Raw genomic sequence first — 22,334 nt, forward strand, 5'->3', positions numbered from 1 at the left:
TTTGTTCATAAAACAAGCATTGCCATAGCTGAATGTAAGTATAACCCCCTTATTTTGTTGGCTTTAATAGACTTTTGCGTCAGTAGAAAAAGCGATTCCGTTCAATAAATCGGCTACCTGCATTCTCTTTTTTCCAGGTAATTGTAAACTCAATAGTGATAAATAACCATCCTGAACTGCTACTTTAAGTTCTTTTTTATCAAAAATCAATTTTCCAATTTCTTCTGAATGTGGCTGTAAAATGAGTTTTGCTTCATATATTTTGATATTTAATTCCTCATTTTTGTCTTTCAGAAAACACCATGAAGCAGGATATGGACTTAACCCGCGTATCAGGTTGTTGATTTCTGTTCCCGATTTTGTCCAGTCTATTTTGCAGTTTTCTTTATTTAGTTTATAGGCTGTTTTAATATCGTCGCTATCTTCCTGAATAGTTGTGCTAACATTCCCGTTTTCAATCACTTTTAAGGTATCAATGACAGTTTTGCTTCCTAAAAGCATTAATCGGTCATGTAATTGTCCTGCATTTTCTTCCGGCTCAATAGCGATCTCCGAATTTAAAATCATTTCACCAGTGTCAATTTTATCGTCTATAAAAAAAGTAGTAACACCTGTTTTTGTTTCTCCATTAATGATGGCCCAGTTTATCGGTGCAGCGCCACGGTAATTTGGTAATAAGGATGCATGAAGATTAAAAGTTCCTAGTTCTGGCATTTCCCAAACTACTTTTGGAAGCATTCTAAAAGCAACTACTATTTGTAAATTGGCATTCAGTGCTTTTAACTCGGCTAAAAAATCTTCATCTTTTAAATTGGTTGGCTGTAATAAAGTAAGGTTGTGGGTCAGTGCATATTCTTTTACTGCTGAATATTTTATTTTTTGTCCGCGTCCAGCTGGTTTGTCTGCTGCAGTAATAACGCCGGCAACTTCATAATTGTTTTTAATAATGGTGTCCAGAATGCCAACAGCAAATTCGGGAGTTCCCATGAATATAATTCGTAATTTTTCCATTAGGTTTTTAGAGTGTATTTATTGTTCGCTAAAATAACGATATGATTGTTTTCTAATAATTCCTGGATTGCGGATAAAACATCTTTTGTATCCAGTTTTATTTTATTCTGAATCTCCCGCGAAGTTAATGCAGTTGTTTTCAATAAATGCAGGATTTTATCAGCAATTGAATCGGCTTCTGTAATTTTTCCTTTTTGAGTAATGCAATAGGAGCAGACGCCGCAATTTTCGAGAGTTTCTTCTCCAAAATAATCTAAAACCAATCTGTTCTTACAGGTTTTGTTTTCTTTTATATAATGCAGGACAGACATTAATTGCTCTTTTTTTAGCTGATTCTGTTTTTCCAGATATTTTGAAACCCTGTTTATGGTAAGATCATCTTCCCGGACTTCATTGAATAAAATGGTAGCATCATTATTTTTTGATTTGTATTCGATGATGTCTTTTTCTTTCAGCTTTTCTAAAACTGCTAAAACCTGTTCTTCTGTATGATGTGATTTTTTTGCAATGAGCGAAAGATTAAATGGTGTTTTCATTTCGTAAACTCCTGGATAGGTTCTCAAAATGGCTAAAATGATTTCTTCGTCATTTGGATTCAGGCTTATATACCGGATCACTTCTTTCGATTCGATTAAAAACTGCATCGTTATCTTTTCTGAAAACTCCTGTGAAAGTGTAATGATTCCTTGTTGATTTAAAAACTGCAGGGAATTATAGGTTTTTAATGTAGGGAAATTATATTTGTCGCAAAAATGATTTAATTTAAAAGAAAAAGAATCATCTAATCCTTCACCATAAGCAATCTGAAAGTAATTACAAAGTTTGATATACATGGCTTTTAAAAACTTCTTATCTGGTAAAACACTTAAAAACTGCTGTTCTGTCTGATTTGCGTCAGAATTGTTGTAAAGTAAAATCGAAAAAGCTTTTTCTCCATTTCGTCCCGCTCTTCCGGATTCCTGGTAATAATTTTCTAAGTTTTCAGGTAGCTGTGTATGGATGACTGTTTTCACGTTGTCTTTGTCAATTCCCATTCCAAAAGCATTTGTGGCAACAATAACCTGAGCTTGTTCTGACATCCACAATTGCATATTTTTCTCTTTTTCTTTAGCGGAAAGCCCACCGTGATAATAAGTAGCCCGAAATCCTAACGATTGTAATTGGGTTGACATATTTAAGCACGATTTTCTGTTTCGTACATATATAATGGAGGGCTGTGGATTCTTCTTTAAAATTTGTTCAACCCGGTACAATTTGTCTTCGATTTCGAAAACCATGTACGCAATATTTTTTCTTTCAAATGATTGTTGGTAAAAATGAGGTTCCTTCAAGCCCAGTTCGGTTTTAATATCTTCAATAACCCTCGGAGTTGCTGTAGCAGTTAAAGCGAGAAAGGGAATTTTTGGGAAGTGTTTTTTAAGCTCTGAAATTTTCAGGTAAGCAGGGCGAAAATCATGTCCCCACTGAGAAACGCAATGTGCTTCATCAATTGCAATTAAATTTACCGGAAGGTTTTTAATGCGTTCCAAAATCCAGTCAGACTGTAAACGTTCAGGGGAGAGGTATAAAAATTTATAATTCCCATATTGGCAGTTGTCAAGAAGATCGATGATTTCTTCGGTATGAATTCCGCCTGTAAGGGCAATGGCTTTAATATCTCGTTTTTGCAGATTCGCTACCTGATCTTTCATCAGTGCAATCAAAGGTGAAACAACAAGACAGATTCCTGGCTGCATCATTGCGGGAACCTGAAAACAAATCGATTTTCCCCCACCTGTAGGAAGCAGTGCAAAAGTATCGTGACCATCTAAAACCGAATCGATAATTTCTTTTTGTAGCGGTCGGAAACTGGTGTGTTTCCAGTATTTTAAAAGAATATCCTGTGCTTCCTGCATGACCAAAGTATTAAAGTTAAAAATTTAGAAATCAGTTTCTAGTTTTGCAACTTTAAATCTGGCTGCTAAATTTTGTCTAATATATAAAGAATTCTGTTTTCAACTGTGTCTTTCGGGACTTCAATTAAATCGTAACCGTATCTTTTATAAGTCTCAATAAGATGTTTTTGTATTTTTAGTGCCTGTTCGAAATTCTCGTAACGTTCTGTATCACTTTCGTAAATTTCTTCCCAGGGTGGTAAAATGAATGTCTTTGAATATTTGAAATCCTCGCAGGCTTTAGTAAAGTGTTCCGGATAGGAATCACCAATATAATCCATATAAGCAACAACATCCGGGATTCCGCGGTCAATAAAAACTACATCGTCTGGTTCTTTCAATGCGCTTTTAAACTGCTCAATACGGCCTTCAAGCAGCATTTCGCTAAACAATAAAGGCTGTTCCAGAAATAATTGGTCAATACCGCGTTGTTGCGCTTCAAGAGTTACTTGTCTTGAGATTTCAGGATAACAGCAATAACCACGAGCGATTAATTCGTTTATTAGTGTAGATTTTCCTGTGCCAGGACCGCCAAGGAGAACTATGATTTCTTTTTGCACTATTCTAAAAATAAAGCGCAAATTTACCTAAAGTTATTTATAATTAAAAAGAATATTTCTCGAAACCGAAAGATTTGGTATTTTTTTAAATTTGGGAGATGATTCTTTTAACTATATCTGTCATAGTTAAAGCCTGGAATAAAATAATAACGTCTTGACGGGACTAAGACGAAATAATGGTTTTGCATTTTGCAAAAACTTTAAAATTAACTTTTCTAAAAAAAATTTTTTATTCCAAAAACACTCACTGCTTTAATATATTTTTCCAATTTAAAATATCTAAAACCAAAACCGTATATTTGCCTTTATTTTTAATTACGAATGGAGAACGATAAAGAAAAAAACATCGCCGAATTTTACGAAAGATTAAAAGTGGAGCTGGACAATTCTAACACCTGGCCTGCAGAATATTTGTATAAATTTATAGTGCCTTCGGTAGCCGATAATGTGGAGCGTGTTGAAAAAGCTTTTGACAGAATGGGTGCGGTTATCAAAACAACAAAATCTAAGACAGGTAAATTTACCAGTGTTTCTATAGATGTAACAATGAATAGTGCTGACGAAGTAATTGGCAAGTACAAAGAAGTTTCTGTAATAGAAGGTATAGTTTCATTATAAGATGGTCGAAAAATATAAAAAAGAAAATGCAAACGACGTTGTTTTTAATTTAGAATACAATTCTGAAAGACAGCGTTTACTAATTCCTGAATATGGTCGTCATTTGCAAAAACTGATTGATCAGGCTACTATGATTGAAGATGATGAAACGCGTAACAAAGCGGCAAAATACATCATTCAGGTAATGGGAAGTCTGAATCCGCATTTGCGTGATGTGCCTGATTTTCAGCATAAATTATGGGATCAGTTGTTTATTATGTCTGATTTTAAATTAAATGTTGAGTCGCCATATCCAATTCCTTCACGTGATGTATTACAGTTAAAACCGGATGTTTTGCAATATCCGCAAAATTTCCCAAAATACAGATTTTACGGAAACAACATTAAATATATGATTGATGTTGCCAATAAGTGGGAGGAGGGCGAAATGAAAAATGCTTTGGTGATGGTGATTGCCAATCACATGAAAAAATCTTTTTTAAGCTGGAACAAAGACACGGTAAAAGATGATGTAATCTTTGAACATTTATACGAACTTTCAGGCGGAAAAATCAATTTATTGCAAAGTACAGAGGAGCTTTTAAATACAACTGATTTAATGCGTACCAACAAACGTATGTCGAATAAAATTTCTCAGCCGGGACAGCCAAAAATTCAAAATAATAAAAACAATAAAGGCGGTAAAAAACCTTTTCAGAAAAATAACAATCAGAAATAAAAAGCGGGCTAAGATGCTAAGGGACTAAAACGCTAATATTTTAGCTCATAACCTCAGAATATCAGAGCTTTAGAATCTAAAAGAAATCTATGGGAATTTTTAAAATCGAAGGAGGAACTCCTCTGAAAGGAGAAATCACTCCGCAAGGAGCAAAAAATGAGGCATTACAAATTTTATGTGCTGTGCTTCTAACAGGAGAGAAGGTAAAAATTAATAACATTCCTGATATTATAGACATCAATAAATTAATTACTTTGCTGGGTAATTTAGGGGTGAAAATCCAACGTAATGAACCAGGTTCGATAACGTTTCAGGCCGATGAAGTGAATGTTGGATATTTAGAAACGGAAGCTTTCAAAAAAGAAGGTGGAGCGCTTCGCGGTTCTATTATGATTGTTGGGCCGCTTTTAGCCCGTTTCGGAAAAGGATATATTCCAAAACCAGGAGGGGATAAAATTGGTCGTCGCAGATTAGATACACACTTTGAAGGGTTTATTAATCTTGGAGCAAAATTCAGATATAACAGAGAGGATCACTTCTATGGAGTGGAAACTCCGGAAGAAGGCCTTCAGGGAACCGATATGCTTTTAGACGAAGCTTCTGTTACAGGTACAGCAAACATTGTTATGGCTGCCGTTTTGGCTAAAGGAAAAACGACTGTTTACAATGCTGCTTGTGAGCCTTACTTACAGCAGTTATGTAAAATGTTGAACTCTATGGGAGCTAAAATCACCGGATTGGGTTCGAACTTATTGACGATTGAAGGTGTTGAAAGTCTTGGAGGCTGCGAACACAGAATTTTACCGGATATGATCGAAATTGGTTCCTGGATTGGTCTTGCAGCTATGACAAAAAGTGAAATTACCATCAAAAATGTAAGCTGGGAAAATTTAGGTTTGATTCCGAATACTTTCAGAAAACTGGGTATTACAATTGAAAAACGTAACGATGATATTTACATTCCGGCTCATAAAGACGGATATGAAGTAAAAACAGATATCGACGGTTCTATCTTAACTATTGCCGATGCACCCTGGCCAGGATTTACGCCTGACTTATTAAGTATCGTTTTGGTTGTGGCAATACAGGCAAAAGGCGATGTTTTAATTCATCAGAAAATGTTTGAAAGCCGTTTATTCTTTGTGGATAAATTAATCGATATGGGAGCGAAAATCATGTTATGTGACCCGCACAGAGCAGTGGTTATGGGACATAATTTTGAATCTCAATTAAAAGCAACTACTATGTCTTCTCCTGATATTCGTGCGGGAATTTCATTATTGATTGCAGCGCTTTCAGCAAAAGGAACCAGTACAATTCAAAATATTGAGCAAATTGACCGAGGTTATGAGCGTATCGATGAGCGTTTAAGAGCAATTGGAGCAAAAATTGTGAGAGCATAAATTGAAATAGCCACGACCGAGCGGCAGAAAACGGGCGAAGTGATTTACGAATTATATTGAAACTAATTTGTGAATTCATGGCAAAAAAATAAATAAATGTCCGTTAAATGACAAACGAACAAAAAGCTATAAAAGCTACATACTTTAGTATAGCCGGAAACACCTGCTTGGCCCTCATTAAAGGCTTAGCAGGTTTTTTTGGCAATTCCTATGCCCTGATCGCAGATGCAATAGAATCGACTACGGATATATTTTCGTCTTTTTTGGTTTTGTTCGGAATTAAATATTCGAATAAACCAGCTGATGAAAACCATCCTTATGGTCATGGCAGGGCAGAACCGCTGATAACATTTTTAGTTGTTGGGTTTTTAATTACATCAGCAACAATTATTGGTTATGAAAGTATAGCCAATATCCAGACTTCGCATGATTTGCCTAAATCCTGGACATTATATGTCTTGGGCGCAATAATTATCTGGAAAGAATACTCTTTTCGATTGGTAATGAAACGCAGTAAACAAACCAACAGCACTGCTTTAGCAGCCGATGCCTGGCATCATCGTAGTGATGCGATCACTTCTGTTGCAGCTTTTATCGGAATTTCATTAGCGTTGTTCATGGGAAAAGGATATGAGTCTGCAGATGACTGGGCAGCACTTTTTGCAGCCTGTTTTATTCTGTATAACAGCTATAAAATTTTCAGGCCGGCTTTGGGTGAGATTATGGATGAACATTTGAACGATGATTTAGTAGAAATGATTCGTGTTACAGCTTTAACAGTCAAAGGAATCTTAGGTACCGAAAAATGTTTTATTCGTAAAGCCGGTATGAAATATCACGTTGATTTGCATGCTATAGTTTCGGCAAAAATTTCAGTAAAAGAGGGTCATGATCTGGCTCACAAATTAAAAGATACCTTAAGACACGAAATTCCTCAGCTTGGACATGTTTTGATACATGTTGAACCGGATGATTATAGTTAACGAAAGCTGATCAGTTTTTTTTGTCACTTAGACAAAAGGAGAAGTCACTGAGGCAGAACATTAGTTAATGTAGATTAAAGGGTTAAAAAAATTATTCAAAACGATGATTTAAAAATTCAAATTCAGAGTTAAATTCTTTTATTAAAGATAGTTTTTTATCTCTTCTCCATTTTTTTATTTCTTTTTCTCTGGCTATAGCCTCTTCAATCCAAACAAATTTTTCATAATAAATTAGAAATTCTATACCGTATTTTGAGGCAAAAGTTTTATTTCCTGTTTCAATATTGTATTTGTGTTGTTGAAGTCTAAGTTTTAAACTATTGGTAACTCGAATATGAAAAGTTGAGCGATTTTTATTTGTTAAAATATAAACATAAGAAGTATGTAACCTTCTTTTGGATTAAGCATAGAATTGGTTTTTAGTGAATGTTGAGTTGATTTTGTTGCTAATAGATGGAAAAAAATTAGGATGAGAAATAATTAATAATTTAAAATTTCTCTCCCTCAGTGATTTCTCCTTCGTCGAAATGACAATATTAAAATTAGCTTAATTCAACACATTCAAAATTTTCAGCCCAAATATAACGCCATTTTGATGAACACCTCCCTGATAAGAATGTACATAATCAACTCTGAATAATTTAAACTTACCAAAGCCTAAATTGTCTAAACCAACAGTAAATTCAGAATAGGGATTTCTGTCCGGAATTGCCAAAGAGTGAAATCCGATATTCATGGTTGATTTTAAAAGATTGATTAGCGGAATTTTATTAGTTACAAATCCCATATCGTTGTGTTCCAGGTGCATTTCAAAATAACGGTCGTTTGTACTGTTTGAATAGTAAGGCATCAGATTGAAAACATTCAAATAGCGGTCTGTTGTACCAATATGAGTCTGGTTTCCGTTAAAATGCCTGTAATCTATAAAAGAAATATTTTCAGCATTGAAGAATTTTCCGGCCCTGAAATTTGTTCCCAGAATTCCTTTATTTCCCAATGTCAAATCATATTGAACAGAAGCGCCGATTCTTTCAAATTCATATTTTTTTTCGCTGGCAGCAAAAGCTTTTTCAAATGCTAAATAAACTGTTGGGTATTTGTCATTTTTGAAATTATATCTTCCGTCTGGTCTTGAAATATATTTATTTCCAAAATTAATTCTGGTTGTGATAAGTGTTTTAAATAAACGATGGGTGTCAAAAGCAGGAGTTGTGTAATCATTTGGGGCTAAAGGATTATTGGAGGTGTAAAAGTCCTCTTTTTTGAAAAAAGAATAATCAGTAGTGTTGAACAATGGTTTTCGCTGTTCGTAGCCAATTTGACCTGTCACATTAACTCCGTTCGCAATATCCTGACCATAATTGATTTGTGCAAATTCTAAATTGTACAATTTCATATAATTGTCTTTAAAGAATAAAGAACTTATGGAATTGACAAGTTTAGTGATGGGTAGAGAATTATTAAACTGCATTGTTTTTACACCCCCTGAACCCCAAATTGTGGCATAATTGATAGTGTTAAAACGATGGCTAAACTCACCCGTAACCCGAAAACGCTCATCTGAAAAACCGTAATTAAAAGTTGTGCTTATCGAGGTGCTTTTTCCTTCTTCTTCATTCCATTTTCTGAAAGAAAAGCCAGAATCAAAGTTAAATCCCTGAACAGTATTGAAGCTTAAAGATGCAATATTCAGCAGGCCTTTGTAATCAAATGAATATTTTTTGAATGTGTTTTTGTAATCATAGCCCATTAAAATAGCCCAAATTTTGAATTTGTTGTTTTTGGCATCAATTGAATCAGTGTATTTTCTGGATTGGCGAATTGTAAGTAAACTATCTTTTTTGATATAATCAGTACTTTCTTCAATTGTCAAAGGAATTGGACGTATTTCATTCCAAAATGCATTATCTTTTTTGTTCGCATTGGCTTCAAAAGTTACAATTTCATTTCCGAAAGTTTTCTTTTGAAAAGAATCCGGGAACTCATAATTGGAGTAAACGTAATTGAATTTTCCAGAGAATTTAGTTCCAAAAAAACCAGCGTTAAACGAAAGTGTCTGTGCATTTTTAGCCCATATTTTATGTGCGACATTATAACTGAAGCTTTGTTTTAAACTCATGACTTCGGTAAACTCATTTTTCATTCGGTAGCCTTTGATATCCAGGTCTATGGCATAAATGGCGAAACTGTCCTCAACAATATAAATGTAACCTTCAAAAACAGGTTCTTTATCACGTTTAGGGATTACTTTAATTTTATTAATCTGGTGCTTGTTATCATCAAAAAAAGTGCCTTCGAGTTTGTATTTATAATAACTGAAAGCATTGTCAGCAATAGGAGAGATGAGTTTTACGCCAAAATCTAATGTGTTATTATAAAAATCATAAGTAGATAAGGCTGCGGTATTGTAGCTGTATCCTCTGTTGTTTCCAGAGATTTTAGAAGCAATTATTTTTTCATTTAATTTATCCGGCTTTTCAAAAGTGACTTTAGAAAGGGTTTCAGAGAGATATAAAATCCCTGTGCCTGTTGAATCTAAATTAGATGCCATATCTTCGCCAAGATCGACTTTTTGCCCCAGAATTTTTTTGGGAAGGTCTTTTACTTTAAACATTCCTTTCGAATAAAAATCGGCTGTATATCTCGAAGTTTTTTCTGAGTTTTCCTTTTTGCTGGCAATTGCACTTTTGATAATGGCGTTTGCAGGATTGTTTTTTGGATCAATAATGACTTCATTTAAAGTAAAACTTTCTTCAGTCATTTTCACGTCAAGAATTACTGTTTTTGAATCTGAAGTCACAGAAAGCTTTTGGGTTTTGTAACCCAGATACTGAAAAATGATTTTGTTTTTGCCAGGTTCTTTTACGTTTAATTGATAGTTTCCCTGCTCATTTGATGTCGTTCCGGAATACGTATTCTCTTCAAAAACAGAAACAAAGGGCAGTGGATTCCCTTTGTCATCAGTTATAGTTCCTTTTATTTGAGCGAAATTGGAAATCGAAAAAAGTAAGAAGGCAAAAAAAGTATAATTTTTCATGTAAAAAAGTTTCTCTTACAAAAATAAAATAAGTCGAAAATGAGCTTATTAATTATTTGTTAAATAACTGTTTACAGGAATGACTGAATAGCGAGTTCGTAACTTTTTAATCCGAAACCCAGAATAACTCCTTTTGCATTTCCGGATAAATACGATTGATGCCTAAAGCTTTCCCGGGCATAAGTATTTGAGATGTGAACTTCAATAACCGGAGTGGTTACAGCTTTCATCGCATCGCCCAGGCCAATTGAAGTATGAGTATAAGCACCGGCATTTAAAATAATTCCGTCAAATGTAAAACCTACTTCCTGAATTTTTCCAATCAGTTCGCCTTCAATATTACTTTGGTAATACGAAAGTTCAATATTGGGGAATTTTTGTTTCAGTGTTTCAAAATAATCTTCAAATGTCTGGCTTCCGTAAACTTCAGGTTCACGTTTTCCTAACAGATTTAAATTTGGACCGTTGATTATAGCGATTTTCATAGATAATTTGATTTAATTTAAGGTGGCTTGAATCCATTTTACATTTTACAGAAACCCTCTCACACATTTTGTAAAAATAAAAAAACCGTCCTAATTAACAGAACGGTTTTGATAAAACTATGTGATATTATTAGAACATAAATCCAGCAGACAATTGTACAGTTGAATTTTTGATATCAGCATTTTTTGAAGCTTCTGTTAATCCTAAACCATAACGTCCCTGAATGAAAAAGTTTTCAGTGATTTTAAACCCTAATCCGGCGTTCACTCCAAATTCGAAAGTTTCTGCATTCTCAAAATCTACATTGTCCTTTTCACTCAATAAAAAAGAAGCCTGTGGCCCAACTTCAAGACTAAAAGAATCACTCAAATAAAATTTAGCCATTACAGGAATAGATAAATAGCCTAATTCATTTTTAAATTCTTTAGCAGCATATTTATATGTAGCTCCTTGTGTAGAATATAAAAGCTCTGGCTGAAGGGCAAATCTGTCCAGCAATTTAACTTCTGCTACTAATCCAGCATGATAACTTGTGATTCCTTCTTTGCTCACTTCTGGAGCATCAAATGCATCCCCTGTCTGGTTTGCAAAGTTAACCCCAGCTTTAACTCCTATTTTTAATAACTGTGCCTGAATAGATGCAGCTGTTCCAAGAAACAAAACGACTGCTAAAAATACTTTTTTCATAATGTTAATTTTAAGATTTTAGATATACAAAATAACAGTAATATAAACTCTGAATCTTTATAATTATTGTTGCATTTTGTTTCAATATTTCCATTTTTGCCTTAAAAAAATAGCAAGAAACATTTTCAAATAAGTTTATTAAGAAAGAATTTTACTAATAATTTTTAATTTTTTCGACTCACTGTTTTTAGTGATTTTTAAAAATCTAATTGTTTGACACTTAGTTTTTTGTTTGTTTTAACAGGATTTTTTAAACATTATTTATAAATTATTTGATATTATAATTAGGTTTTTTGAAAATAATTAACATAGATTTGTCCTACTAAATAATCATTAATTTATCAAAAAAAATGAAAAAAATTATTTTATCTGCCATTGCAGTTATGGCTTTTGGTTTTGCTAATGCACAAGAACAAACAGCAAAAGGAAAATGGTTAATTGAAGCTAACACAGGTTTCGGAAATGGAGTTGGAACTACTCAATTCGGATTGACTTCTGAGGATGGAACTACAGCTTGGAATATTGGAGCAGAAGGTGGTTACTTTGTAGCTGATAATTTAGCTGTTAAGTTAGGTTTAGGTTATGGAGATGATGGAGATGATTTTACTACTTTAGCTTACAAAGTTGGCGCTAAGTATTATATAGCAAACAAATTCCCAGTTGAGCTTTCTTATAATGGAGTAGATTATAAAGATGCTGAGGAAAATCCTTCTTACCTTGGAATTCAGGGTGGATATGCTTGGTTTTTAGGATCAAATGTTTCTATTGAGCCAGGTGTTCGTTATAATTATTCACTAAATGATGATTTTTACGAAAGTGCTTTTCAATTCAACATTGGATTTGCTTTACATTTCTAATAAAAGAAAATATTTATATTTTAAAACCTTCCCTAACCGGAAGGTTTTTTTATGCTCAAAAATTACGTTCCTTTGTAAATATGAAATGGAATACCTATATAAAAGATTATCAGTCGTATTTGCGAATTGAAAGAGGTCTCACTAAAAACACAATTGAGAATTATAGTTTTGATATCGAACGGTTGTGTCTTTTTTTAGAAGCAAGTAAAATAGAGGTGTCTCCAATAAAAATTTCAGATGAAATAGTGCAGCAGTTTATTTATTCGGTTTCAAAAGAAGTGAATCCACGTTCGCAGGCCAGGATTATTTCTGGCTTAAAGAGTTTTTTTAATTATTTGGTTTTTGAGGATTATCGTAATGACAATCCAATGGAACTCATCGAGACTCCAAAAACAGGGCGTAAGCTTCCGGATACGCTTTCAGTAGAAGAAATTGATAAATTGATAGCTGCGATAGATTTAAGTTCAAATGAAGGCGAAAGAAATAGGGCAATGCTTGAAACTTTGTACGGCTGCGGGCTTCGTGTTTCAGAATTGATTTCTTTAAAAATCTCAGACCTTTTTTTTGAAGAAGGATTTATTAAAATTACCGGAAAGGGCAATAAAGAACGTTTTGTTCCGATTGGCGATTTAACGCAGAAATATATCACTATTTATCAAAAAGAAATAAGAAGTCACCTGAATATTAAAAAAGGTCATGAAGATACCTTGTTTTTAAACCGTAGAGGCAGTCAGTTAACCCGGGCTATGGTTTTTACTATTATAAAAGATTTGGCGGTAAAAACAGGTTTGAATAAAAATATCAGTCCGCATACTTTGAGGCATTCTTTTGCTACGCATTTACTTGAAAATGGCGCTGATTTGCGTTCGATACAGTTAATGCTTGGTCATGAATCGATAACTACCACAGAAATCTATGTTCATTTAGACAGAAGTTTTTTGAAAGAAGTAATGCATACTTTTCATCCCAGAAGATAGTTTGTTTTGTTTTGAGATTCACGTAGAAATCAGAGATAAAAAAAACTTCCCGTTGCTGGGAAGTTTTTTTATAAAAATATTTTTGTGAATTTATTTAGCAATATTTACAGCTCTGGTTTCACGAATAACGGTCACTTTTACCTGACCCGGATAAGTCATTTCGGTTTGGATTTTTTGTGAAATTTCGAAAGAAAGATTTGCTGCATTGTCATCAGAAACTTTTTCGCTTTCTACAATTACACGAAGTTCTCTACCCGCCTGAATTGCATAAGCGTTTTTAACACCGCTGAAGCCATAAGCTACATCTTCAAGATCTTTCAGACGCTGGATATAGGAATCTAAAACCTGACGTCTTGCGCCTGGTCTTGCGCCTGAAATCGCATCACAAACCTGAATAATTGGTGATAATAATGATTTCATTTCGATCTCGTCGTGGTGAGCACCAATAGCATTACATACTTCTTCTTTTTCGCCATATTTCTCAGCCCATTGCATTCCTAATAAAGCGTGAGGTAAATCGCTTTCAGTATCCGGCACTTTACCAATATCGTGAAGTAAACCTGCTCTTTTGGCTAATTTTACGTTTAGACCTAATTCTGCAGCCATGATACCGCAAAGTTTAGAAACTTCTCTGGAGTGTTGTAGTAAATTTTGTCCGTAAGATGAACGATATTTCATTCTACCTACAACTTTAATTAGTTCAGGATGTAAACCGTGAATTCCTAAGTCTATAACGGTACGTTTACCTACTTCGATAATTTCGTCATCAATTTGTTTAGCTGTTTTAGCAACAACTTCTTCAATTCTTGCCGGGTGAATACGTCCGTCAGTTACCAGTTTGTGTAATGACAAACGAGCAATTTCTCTACGCACTGGGTCGAAACACGATAGGATAATCGCTTCAGGTGTGTCGTCAACAATGATTTCGACTCCTGTAGCAGCTTCTAAAGCTCTGATGTTACGTCCTTCACGGCCGATAATTCTACCCTTAACATCATCTGACTCAATATTGAATACAGATACACAATTTTCTACTGCTTCTTCAGTTCCAACTCGTTGAATGGTGTTAATGATGATTTTTTTAGCTTCTTGCTGAGCTGTAAGTTTTGCCTCTTCAATAGTTTCCTGAATGTGAGACATCGCTTTACTTTTAGCCTCAGCTTTTAAGCCTTCTACTAATTGTTCTTTTGCTTCTTCAGCAGAAAGTCCTGAAATCACTTCCAGTTGCTGTAACTGGCTTTTATGTAGTTTGTCAACTTCAGCCTGTTTTTTATCTAAAAGGTCAATTTTGTTATTATATTCCTGAGTTTTTGCTTCGAACTCGTCGTTTATTTTTTTTGCTTTAGATAATTCATTTGAAACTTGTGACTCTTTGTCGCGAACTCTTTTTTCTACTTCGGCAACTTTTTTATCACGTGCCAAAATCACTTGTTCGTGTTCTGCTTTTAACTCAATAAATTTTTCTTTTGCCTGAAGAATTTTATCTTTTTTAATGTTTTCTGCTTCTAGATTAGCATCTTTTAAAATCGAGGCGGCTTCTTTTTTAGCGTTTTTGATTAGGTTAGAAATATTACTTTTCTCGATAATTTTAGCTATTGCAAAACCTGCTGCAATACCTACAATACCAATAATGATCGTTATAGTGTCCATGTTTGTTAAAGGTTTATATGTAAAAAAAGCCTACATTAATTGCTTGAATAAACTCGTAAAGACAAGTTTTGAGCTAACTCACTGTTCAAGTTTCCAAGCCGAAGCATGGCATACTATAGTAGCGACGATTTGCTCATTCTAATTTGTTAGTGTTGAGTTTACCAATTGTGAACTAATGTAGGCAGTATCTTAGTTTATGTAAAGAACGTTTAATTTTCGAGATATTGATCTAAAAGCAAATTTAATCTTTTAATTCTTTCGATGGTTTCTAGCGCATCATTAGTATTATCAATTTGTTTTTGTTCTACTTGTGATGCAAATTGCAGGGCACACATAGCCAATACGTCTTGTTTGTCGCGAACGGCGTAATTTTCTTCGAATTGCTTAATCATAGCGTCAATTTTTCTGGAAGCGCTTCTGAGGCCTTCCTCCTGAGCAGGCTCAACCGTTAACGGATAAACCCGGTCTGCAACTGATACTTTAATTTTAAGCTTTCCGTCCATATTTACTAATCTGATAGTTGTGCAATACAGTAATCAATTTCGCGAATTAATGAATTTATTTTAAGCTTTGTCTCTCTCTTGTTGTTGTCGCTGCCGAGCAACGAATTGGCTATCTTAAGTGTTTCATATTGCTTCTTCAAAGCTTCCATTTCTTCAGATTGTTTCTGGATAATTTGCGCTGCCTTGTTTAATTCTAATTGTAGATCCTGATTGTTTTTTTCTAAAGCTTTTGATTTCGCAAAAAGCTTTTCAACTTTATATTCAAGAGTATCAATTATTTCAGCAATTACACTCATTGTAAATCCTATTCATTACTTAATCCTACAAAGTTAATATTCCTTTTTATTAATGCAATTTTTTATCGATTTTTTTGCATTAAAAATAATCAAATTAATGAAATTCAGCGATTTGTATTTTTGGGTATTATCCTTCGGTTTTTCCCTCCTTAATTTTTATCTTAGCAAAAATGTTACTTATGAAATTTTATTCGTTTTTTTTATTTTTTTACAGTTTTGTTTTTGCACAGGTTCAGTATCCAAAGGATTATTTTCGCCCGCCACTTGATATTCCGATGCAGCTATCGGGTAATTTTGGGGAGTTAAGACCCAATCATTTTCATGCGGGATTCGATTTAAAAACGAATCAAAGAGAAGGGTTGAATGTGTATGCAGTAGCTGATGGTTATGTGTCCAGAATAAAAATTTCGACTTTTGGGAATGGAAAATGTATTTATATAACGCATCCAAATGGTTTTACTACGGTTTATGGGCATTTGCAGACAGCAGTGGGAACAATACAGGAATATATTCACAAAACACATTATCAGGAAAAGTCCTTTGAAATTGAAATGTTTCCGAAACCGGATGAACTCCCGGTTACCAAAGGTCAAATAATTGCGCTTTCAGGAAATACAGGTTCTTCTGAAGGCCCACATCTGCATTTTGAGTTTCGTGATACAAAAACAGAATTTGTAATAAATCCTATGTTTTTTGGATTTGATCAGTTTATAACAGATAATAAAAAACCAACTATTTCCAGTGTTTTTGTTTATCCAATGGATAATGTAACAGTAAATCAGTCTAAACAGCCTTTGTTATTGAATCTTTCGCTTCAAAAAGATGGGACATACCTGGCAGGGAAAGTAAAAGCTAATGGAAAAATTGGTTTCGGAATTAATGCTGTCGATTTTGACGATGTCTCAAAAAACAAAAATGGAGTTTTTAATGTGACAGGTTTTTTAAATGGTGATCCTAAATATAATTATCAGTTTAATACTTATTCTTTCGATGAGATGCGTTTTATTAATGCTTTTATTGATTATCCAAGATATAAAAGAACGGGACAGCGTGTGCAAAAGTTATTTATGAAAACGCCTTTTGCACTCAGTATTATAAAAACAGATTCGCTTCGTGGCATTATTCCGGTTGAACCTAATCTGGCTTCGACTTACAGAATCGAGGTATCGGACTATTTTGGTAACATAAATTCAGTCACGGTTCCAGTTGAATATGATTCAGAAGCACCAATTATAAATGAAGAGCCCATAACATCAAAATATCGTATCCGATACAATAAAGACTCAAATTTTGAAAAAGATAATATGTCTGTTTTTTTTCCTGCCGGAACTTTTTATGAAGATTTTAATTTGAATTTTGATGTAAAAAACAATCGGATCTATATTCATGAAGATGTTGTTCCGGTACATTCGAATTTTACTGTTACTATAAAGGACAGCACGTATTCTGAAGCTTTAAGGGACAAACTTTTTATTGCAAGAATAAACGGTAGCAGTAAAAATTATAATGCTACTACCAGAAAAAATGATGTTTTTACTGCGAAATCAAAAATATTGGGGCAGTATGGTTTGGTTTTAGATACAATTGCGCCAGTAATACAAATTGCAAAACCTATTCAGGATAAATGGATTAGTGATGTTAAAGCTATTCAGTTTACAATTAGCGATAATTTATCCGGAATTAAATCTTATAATGGCTATTTAAATGGGAATTGGATTTTATTTGAATATGATAATAAAACAAAAAAAATAACCCATCGTTTTGATGATAATATAGTGGCTGAAGGGGGTAACGATTTAAAAATCGAAGTAGTTGATAATGTAGGGAATTCTGCTATCTTTGAAACTCACTTTTTTAGAAGTCAACAAAAGTAAAATCTAAGCGTTTGAATAATTTTAAATTAATAATTGTTTTCCTTTTTTTGTGGATTGGTTTTAATTCATCTGCTCAGAGTGCCCGTGTGAAAGGGATTATTTTAGACACTGAGAGCCATCCGGTTGCAGATGTAAATATTACCTTAGGAGATAAAGCTGTAAAATCGAATGCTAAAGGTCATTTTGATATTTTTGTGCCTTCAAATAAAAAGGTAGTTCTGGTTTTTACACACATTTCTTTGAAAATGGTGACGTTAACAGTAAACTTAAAACCTTACGAAACATTTGTTTTTAACCCCGTTATGAATAACTCCGAAGAGCAAATGGGAGAAGTTTTTGTGTCTTCAAAAAATAAAAAACGTGTTCAGGGTATTACAGTCATTGATCCTGCTACGATAAAAAAAGTTCCAGGCGCAAATGCCGGAATCGAAAATATACTGAAAACATTACCCGGTGTAAACTCCAACAATGAACTGAGTACACAATATGCTGTTCGTGGAGGTAATTATGATGAAAATCTGGTCTATGTAAACGAAATCGAAGTCTATCGTCCGTTTTTAATCCGCTCCGGACAGCAGGAAGGATTGAGTTTTACAAATACTGATTTGGTACAAAATGTAGATTTTTCAGCGGGAGGTTTTCAGGCTAAATTTGGAGATAAATTATCTTCTGTTTTAGATATAGCTTATAGAAAACCAACTCAGTTTGGAGCATCAGTCGAAGCGAGTTTTCTTGGCGGAAGCATTTCTGTTGATGCGGTTTCAAAAAATAAAAAATGGTCTGCAGTTACTGGTGTACGTTATCGCAATAATAGTCTGCTGGTTAACAGTCAGGATACACAGACAAACTACACCCCGACATTTGCAGATATTCAGACCAATATTAATTATGATGTCTCTCAAAAATGGCAGCTAAGTTTTTTGGGAAATATTTCGCAAAATAAGTATTTATATCAGCCCTTAACACGTGAAACAAAATTTGGTACTATTGATCAGCCATTGGTACTGGCCGTTTTTTATCAGGGGCAGGAAAAGGATCAGTACGATACTTATTTTGGAGCTGTAAAAACAACTTATAAGGCTTCTCCAACCCTTACTTTTAAATTAATCGGATCTCTATTTCATACTATTGAACAGGAGCATTTTGATATTTTGGCACAATACCGATTGGGAAATATAGATGAAAACGGAACTATCAATTCTGATGATGTCGATTTTACAAGAGGAATAGGTACCCAGCTCAATCACGCCCGTAACGATCTCGATGCTCTGATAGCGAATATTGAAATAAAAGGTTTCAAGGAATGGAAGAATAATAACCAGTTAGAATTTGGATTGAAATTTACAAGAGAATCAATACGTGACAGAGTAGTGGAGTGGGAAGTGATTGATTCGGCAGGATTTTCGATAAACCGGCCTAATTTAAATTTCCCAAAAAACAACCAACCTTACGAACCTTATACCGGACCGCTTTTACCTTACCAAAATATTCGTGCTGTCAATTTTAATGATATAAACAGATTTTCAGGTTATGCACAATGGAGTAACAAGACTGATTTGGGATCCAGTCAATTCTGGTATACTGTTGGTGCCCGTTTTCAAAGCTGGCAGGTTTCAGGAGCAGCTGTAGAAGGTGAAAATCAGACTGTTTTTAGTCCACGTGTGCAATTTGCCTTAAAACCGGACTGGAACAAGGATATGATTTTCAGGCTTTCCGGAGGGTTGTATCATCAGCCGCCATTTTATCGTGAACTTCGTGATTTTAATGGAGAAGTTAATCCAAATGTAAAAGCCCAGCAGTCAGTTCATGTCGTTTTGAGTAACGATTATAATTTCAAAATGTGGAATCGTCCTTTTAAATGGGTTACTGAGGTCTATTATAAATCATTATCAGATGTAAATACTTATTCAATTGACAATGTACGAATTCGCTACGTAGCAGATAACAATGCCAAAGCCTATGCTCAGGGGCTTGATTTCAGGCTAAACGGGGAGTTTGTTCCGGGAACTGAATCCTGGGTAAGTTTTGGTTATCTTAAAACGGAAGAAAATTATGAAGATAAAGGTTTTATAGCCAGACCCACTGATCAAAGGTTAAAATTTGCGATGCTTTTTCAGGATTATATGCCCAATATCCCAAGTATTAAATTGTATCTTAATTTAGTTTATAATACCGGTTTACCGGGCGGTTCACCATCATATTCAGATCCTTATGTATATCAGAACAGACTGAACGATTACAGAAGGGCAGATGTTGGTTTTTCAAAAGTTTTTATTGATCATAATAACATATCCAAAACCCGTTGGTTAAAGAATTTTAAAGAGTTAGCATTAGGAGTAGAAATATTCAACCTTTTCAATAATCAAAATGCCATAACCAATACCTGGGTGCGTGATGCTTATTCTAAAAATCAATACGCAATTCCAAATTATATGACTTCTAGGGTATTTAATATAAAACTGAATGCGAGGTTATGATCGAAAAACGTGAAAAAAGAAAAAAGATTTTTTACGTTCCGGGAATGATTTCTTTGGTTTTGATTCCGTTAATAAGTGTCATTTATTTTTTTAAAACAGACTCTTTTAAAGTTGATAGCTGTTTGGCTATTTCGGTTTCCACTAAAAAAGAATTTGAAAACTATAAGATTGAAAGTTTAAGAAAATATAAAACTTTTAAATTTAAAAAAGATAATTTTAAAGAATTAAAGGAGTTAAGATTTTTTGTTAGGGATGTTTTAAAGAAATATGATACAATTAATGGAGCTAAAATACATTTTGATTCAACTTCAGATTATAATGCATTTATTAGCGTTATTAATATTATAGTTGAAGAAGAAGCGGTTCTATGGGCATATTATAAAGATGATATTTATGTTTTGGCAAGTCCAAAGCCAAAGCCAAAACCCAGTAATTTGAAACCAATAAAATATTTTAGTTGCGGATATTACGAGGCTAATAAATCATATTTTTTGGAAATGGAGAGAAAAAGGCAATTTCAATATACTATATCGCTTTATAAAAAATACTGGATAATCTTGCTGAGCTATTTCGGAATTATACTTTTAAACATCTTTACCTTAGTAAAATTCAATAAAAACCAAAATTACAATCAAAAATAGTATATTTGATAATCGAATATAATTTTGCAGATGAAAAAGTACCTTAAATATACAGCCTTAGCAATTGCAGCAACATTTATCAGTTGCCGTGAGGAAGTTCAAAAGCCAAAAGTGAGTTACGATGTTTCAAACAAAGTAAGTGTCAGTAAAACAGATTCTACACAAATTGAAGTAGCAGATTTGCCAATTCAGATGGAAGGAACAGATTATTTAATTCATCCGGTTGGAGATTTGCGTGTATTCGAAAAAGGATCAAAAGCACGTTACGGATCATCAACTGTAAATGATGTGAGTTTTACTATTTCTAATTTAGGAGAGTATGAAATTACAGGTTATTTGCAAAATTTGAAATTTCAAAAAACAGATTCAGATTCTATTCGACCGTTATCTGATAAGCCTGTTTTAATTTTAACAGCGACATATTTAAAAGCAATTGCTGATAAAACACAAAATAAAATTATGGTATATACCCTTACAGATTCAGATACCAATAAAGATGGAAAGATAGATACAGGTGATATCAAAACGCTTTATCTGAGTGACATTAGCGGAGAAAACTTTACCAAAGTTTCTACAGATTTAGAGGAACTTGTAGACTGGAGTATAATTGAATCAAAAAATCGTCTGTATTTCAGAACAATTGAAGATACCAATCAAAATGGACAGTTTGATAAAAACGATGTTTTACATTATAATTATATTGATTTGGCTTCTAAAAACTGGGAAGTGAAAAATTATAAACCTATTTAAGAAGCTAATATTTTAGAACCAAAGAAAGACCCGTTAAAAAATAATTTATTTTAACGGGCTTTTTTTGTTTTGAAGTTATGTTTAAATATCCTGTATAATCAGGAGATCAAAAACTCAGAACCTTAGAATCTTAGTGTCTTAGTAACTAAAAAAAAGTCAAATCAAAATATCACTCTCCAGATCTGATTTTTCTATTTCTAATCCAAATCCTAAACGATCTACTAATTCTATAACCAGTTTTTTATACCAGTTTTCTGATTTTGGATGAATGTATATTTTTTCTATTAATTCATTAACGTCAACGTTTATTTTTAATCCTTCATTCAGTTTTAAATTGCTTTGTGAAGTGTCTGTAATAATGCGGACTTCCCTTTCATACTGAAAACTTTTTCTTTTAAACAAAAAAGGAAAAAAAGAATCGTCAAACGGAATATATTCTTTTTTGTAGTCGATATAATTTACCTCGCCAATGTACTGATCAAAATTTTGCTCCTGATTCACTGCTTTTTGCAATCTTCCAATTGTGGACTGTATGGCTAATCCTTCGCTGTTTTGTGTGAAAATCTGCCACATTGCGAATGATTCATATTCGTTGATATGCCAGCTGCTGACAGCTACCTTTTCCCGATGCGTTTTGTAATAATTTAAAAATTCAGGATTGTCAATGGCGAGTTTTTTGATTTCTTCATATGTTGGCTCACTAAAAGTCCCTTCATACTGATCCTCAAATTTGTCAGATCGTGACATGAATAGTTTTTTTGAAAGAAGTAAATCAAGAAATTTAGATAAATCAAGATATTTCCAGACAACCGTATCAGGATCGTCAGGCAGTTTTATGTTAGGATTGTTAAGATACATTTCATTGAGATTAA

At 33.6% G+C, this 22,334-nt stretch carries 21 protein-coding genes; 10 read left to right on the plus strand and 11 right to left on the minus strand.

Annotated elements, in window-relative coordinates:
• Positions 1 to 63: 63 nt before the first annotated feature.
• From fmt to ACNC7R_RS04580, 3 genes are all read right to left on the minus strand, one after another.
• Positions 64 to 1,011 (minus strand): methionyl-tRNA formyltransferase, encoded by a 948-nt coding sequence (gene fmt, locus ACNC7R_RS04570; protein ID WP_417939798.1) that lies wholly within the window; start codon positions 1,009 to 1,011, stop codon positions 64 to 66.
• Positions 1,011 to 2,906, minus strand: coding sequence for a RecQ family ATP-dependent DNA helicase (locus ACNC7R_RS04575; RefSeq protein WP_417939799.1), 1,896 nt, complete (start codon positions 2,904 to 2,906; stop codon positions 1,011 to 1,013). Before ACNC7R_RS04575 ends, fmt begins: the two co-directional genes overlap by 1 nt.
• Before the next feature lie 65 nt (positions 2,907 to 2,971).
• A complete protein-coding gene (locus ACNC7R_RS04580; RefSeq protein WP_417939800.1) occupies positions 2,972 to 3,505 on the minus strand; it encodes an AAA family ATPase in 534 nt (177 codons plus the stop codon).
• A 321-nt stretch (positions 3,506 to 3,826) separates the two neighbouring features.
• Here ACNC7R_RS04580 and ACNC7R_RS04585 point away from each other — a divergent pair, with 321 nt between their 5' ends.
• From ACNC7R_RS04585 to ACNC7R_RS04600, 4 genes are all read left to right on the plus strand, one after another.
• On the plus strand, positions 3,827 to 4,123 hold the full coding sequence (locus ACNC7R_RS04585) for a DUF493 family protein (RefSeq protein WP_417939801.1): 297 nt from the start codon (positions 3,827 to 3,829) through the stop codon (positions 4,121 to 4,123).
• Between the two features lies 1 nt (position 4,124).
• Positions 4,125 to 4,841 (plus strand): DUF4290 domain-containing protein, encoded by a 717-nt coding sequence (locus tag ACNC7R_RS04590; RefSeq protein WP_269237332.1) that lies wholly within the window; start codon positions 4,125 to 4,127, stop codon positions 4,839 to 4,841.
• Between the two features lie 89 nt (positions 4,842 to 4,930).
• A complete protein-coding gene (gene murA, locus ACNC7R_RS04595) occupies positions 4,931 to 6,244 on the plus strand; it encodes a UDP-N-acetylglucosamine 1-carboxyvinyltransferase (RefSeq protein WP_417939802.1) in 1,314 nt (437 codons plus the stop codon).
• 107 nt (positions 6,245 to 6,351) lie between these two features.
• Complete coding sequence (locus ACNC7R_RS04600) at positions 6,352 to 7,227, plus strand: cation diffusion facilitator family transporter (RefSeq protein WP_417939803.1); 876 nt, start codon at positions 6,352 to 6,354, stop codon at positions 7,225 to 7,227.
• A gap of 91 nt (positions 7,228 to 7,318) precedes the next feature.
• Here ACNC7R_RS04600 and ACNC7R_RS04605 read toward each other — a convergent pair whose 3' ends face one another.
• The 4 genes from ACNC7R_RS04605 to ACNC7R_RS04620 form a co-directional block, all read right to left on the minus strand.
• Positions 7,319 to 7,594: a GIY-YIG nuclease family protein gene (locus ACNC7R_RS04605; protein WP_417943136.1), complete on the minus strand. Its 276-nt coding sequence runs from the start codon at positions 7,592 to 7,594 to the stop codon at positions 7,319 to 7,321.
• A 180-nt stretch (positions 7,595 to 7,774) separates the two neighbouring features.
• Positions 7,775 to 10,264, minus strand: a complete 2,490-nt coding sequence (locus tag ACNC7R_RS04610; protein WP_417939804.1) for a DUF5686 and carboxypeptidase regulatory-like domain-containing protein — start codon at positions 10,262 to 10,264, stop codon at positions 7,775 to 7,777.
• Positions 10,265 to 10,335: 71 nt separating this feature from the next.
• Positions 10,336 to 10,749 (minus strand): type II 3-dehydroquinate dehydratase, encoded by a 414-nt coding sequence (gene aroQ, locus ACNC7R_RS04615; RefSeq protein ID WP_269237330.1) that lies wholly within the window; start codon positions 10,747 to 10,749, stop codon positions 10,336 to 10,338.
• Positions 10,750 to 10,879: 130 nt separating this feature from the next.
• Positions 10,880 to 11,437, minus strand: a complete 558-nt coding sequence (locus tag ACNC7R_RS04620; protein WP_417939805.1) for a porin family protein — start codon at positions 11,435 to 11,437, stop codon at positions 10,880 to 10,882.
• A 350-nt stretch (positions 11,438 to 11,787) separates the two neighbouring features.
• On the opposite strand from ACNC7R_RS04620, the gene ACNC7R_RS04625 reads away from it, so the two are divergent.
• On the plus strand, positions 11,788 to 12,294 hold the full coding sequence (locus tag ACNC7R_RS04625; protein WP_417939806.1) for a hypothetical protein: 507 nt from the start codon (positions 11,788 to 11,790) through the stop codon (positions 12,292 to 12,294).
• Between the two features lie 80 nt (positions 12,295 to 12,374).
• Positions 12,375 to 13,271, plus strand: a complete 897-nt coding sequence (gene xerD, locus ACNC7R_RS04630) for a site-specific tyrosine recombinase XerD (protein ID WP_417939807.1) — start codon at positions 12,375 to 12,377, stop codon at positions 13,269 to 13,271.
• 90 nt (positions 13,272 to 13,361) lie between these two features.
• Here xerD and rny read toward each other — a convergent pair whose 3' ends face one another.
• From rny to ACNC7R_RS04645, 3 genes are all read right to left on the minus strand, one after another.
• Positions 13,362 to 14,921 carry a ribonuclease Y gene (gene rny / locus ACNC7R_RS04635; protein ID WP_417939808.1) on the minus strand — a complete coding sequence of 520 codons (1,560 nt, stop codon included), beginning with the start codon at positions 14,919 to 14,921 and terminating at the stop codon, positions 13,362 to 13,364.
• 209 nt (positions 14,922 to 15,130) lie between these two features.
• Positions 15,131 to 15,424 carry a cell division protein ZapA gene (locus ACNC7R_RS04640; protein ID WP_269237326.1) on the minus strand — a complete coding sequence of 98 codons (294 nt, stop codon included), beginning with the start codon at positions 15,422 to 15,424 and terminating at the stop codon, positions 15,131 to 15,133.
• Between the two features lie 5 nt (positions 15,425 to 15,429).
• Complete coding sequence (locus ACNC7R_RS04645) at positions 15,430 to 15,720, minus strand: hypothetical protein (RefSeq protein ID WP_417939809.1); 291 nt, start codon at positions 15,718 to 15,720, stop codon at positions 15,430 to 15,432.
• Between the two features lie 179 nt (positions 15,721 to 15,899).
• Between ACNC7R_RS04645 and ACNC7R_RS04650 the strand changes: the two genes are divergently transcribed.
• From ACNC7R_RS04650 to ACNC7R_RS04665, 4 genes are read left to right on the plus strand one after another with little or no spacing between them, the layout of a single operon-like run.
• Positions 15,900 to 17,594 carry a M23 family metallopeptidase gene (locus ACNC7R_RS04650; protein WP_417939810.1) on the plus strand — a complete coding sequence of 565 codons (1,695 nt, stop codon included), beginning with the start codon at positions 15,900 to 15,902 and terminating at the stop codon, positions 17,592 to 17,594.
• An 11-nt stretch (positions 17,595 to 17,605) separates the two neighbouring features.
• The gene (locus ACNC7R_RS04655; RefSeq protein WP_417939811.1) at positions 17,606 to 20,071 is read left to right on the plus strand and encodes a TonB-dependent receptor; all 2,466 of its coding nucleotides are present in this window, start codon (positions 17,606 to 17,608) and stop codon (positions 20,069 to 20,071) included.
• A complete protein-coding gene (locus ACNC7R_RS04660; RefSeq protein ID WP_417939812.1) occupies positions 20,068 to 20,712 on the plus strand; it encodes a hypothetical protein in 645 nt (214 codons plus the stop codon). Before ACNC7R_RS04655 ends, ACNC7R_RS04660 begins: the two co-directional genes overlap by 4 nt.
• 30 nt (positions 20,713 to 20,742) lie before the next feature.
• On the plus strand, positions 20,743 to 21,462 hold the full coding sequence (locus tag ACNC7R_RS04665) for a hypothetical protein (RefSeq protein WP_417939813.1): 720 nt from the start codon (positions 20,743 to 20,745) through the stop codon (positions 21,460 to 21,462).
• Positions 21,463 to 21,618: 156 nt separating this feature from the next.
• Here the strand turns inward: ACNC7R_RS04665 and ACNC7R_RS04670 are convergent, their stop codons facing one another.
• The gene (locus ACNC7R_RS04670; RefSeq protein ID WP_417939814.1) at positions 21,619 to 22,320 is read right to left on the minus strand and encodes a hypothetical protein; all 702 of its coding nucleotides are present in this window, start codon (positions 22,318 to 22,320) and stop codon (positions 21,619 to 21,621) included.
• Positions 22,321 to 22,334 lie beyond the last annotated feature (14 nt).

This window comes from Flavobacterium adiutor, from assembly GCF_048282555.1.
Lineage (GTDB): Bacteria > Bacteroidota > Bacteroidia > Flavobacteriales > Flavobacteriaceae > Flavobacterium.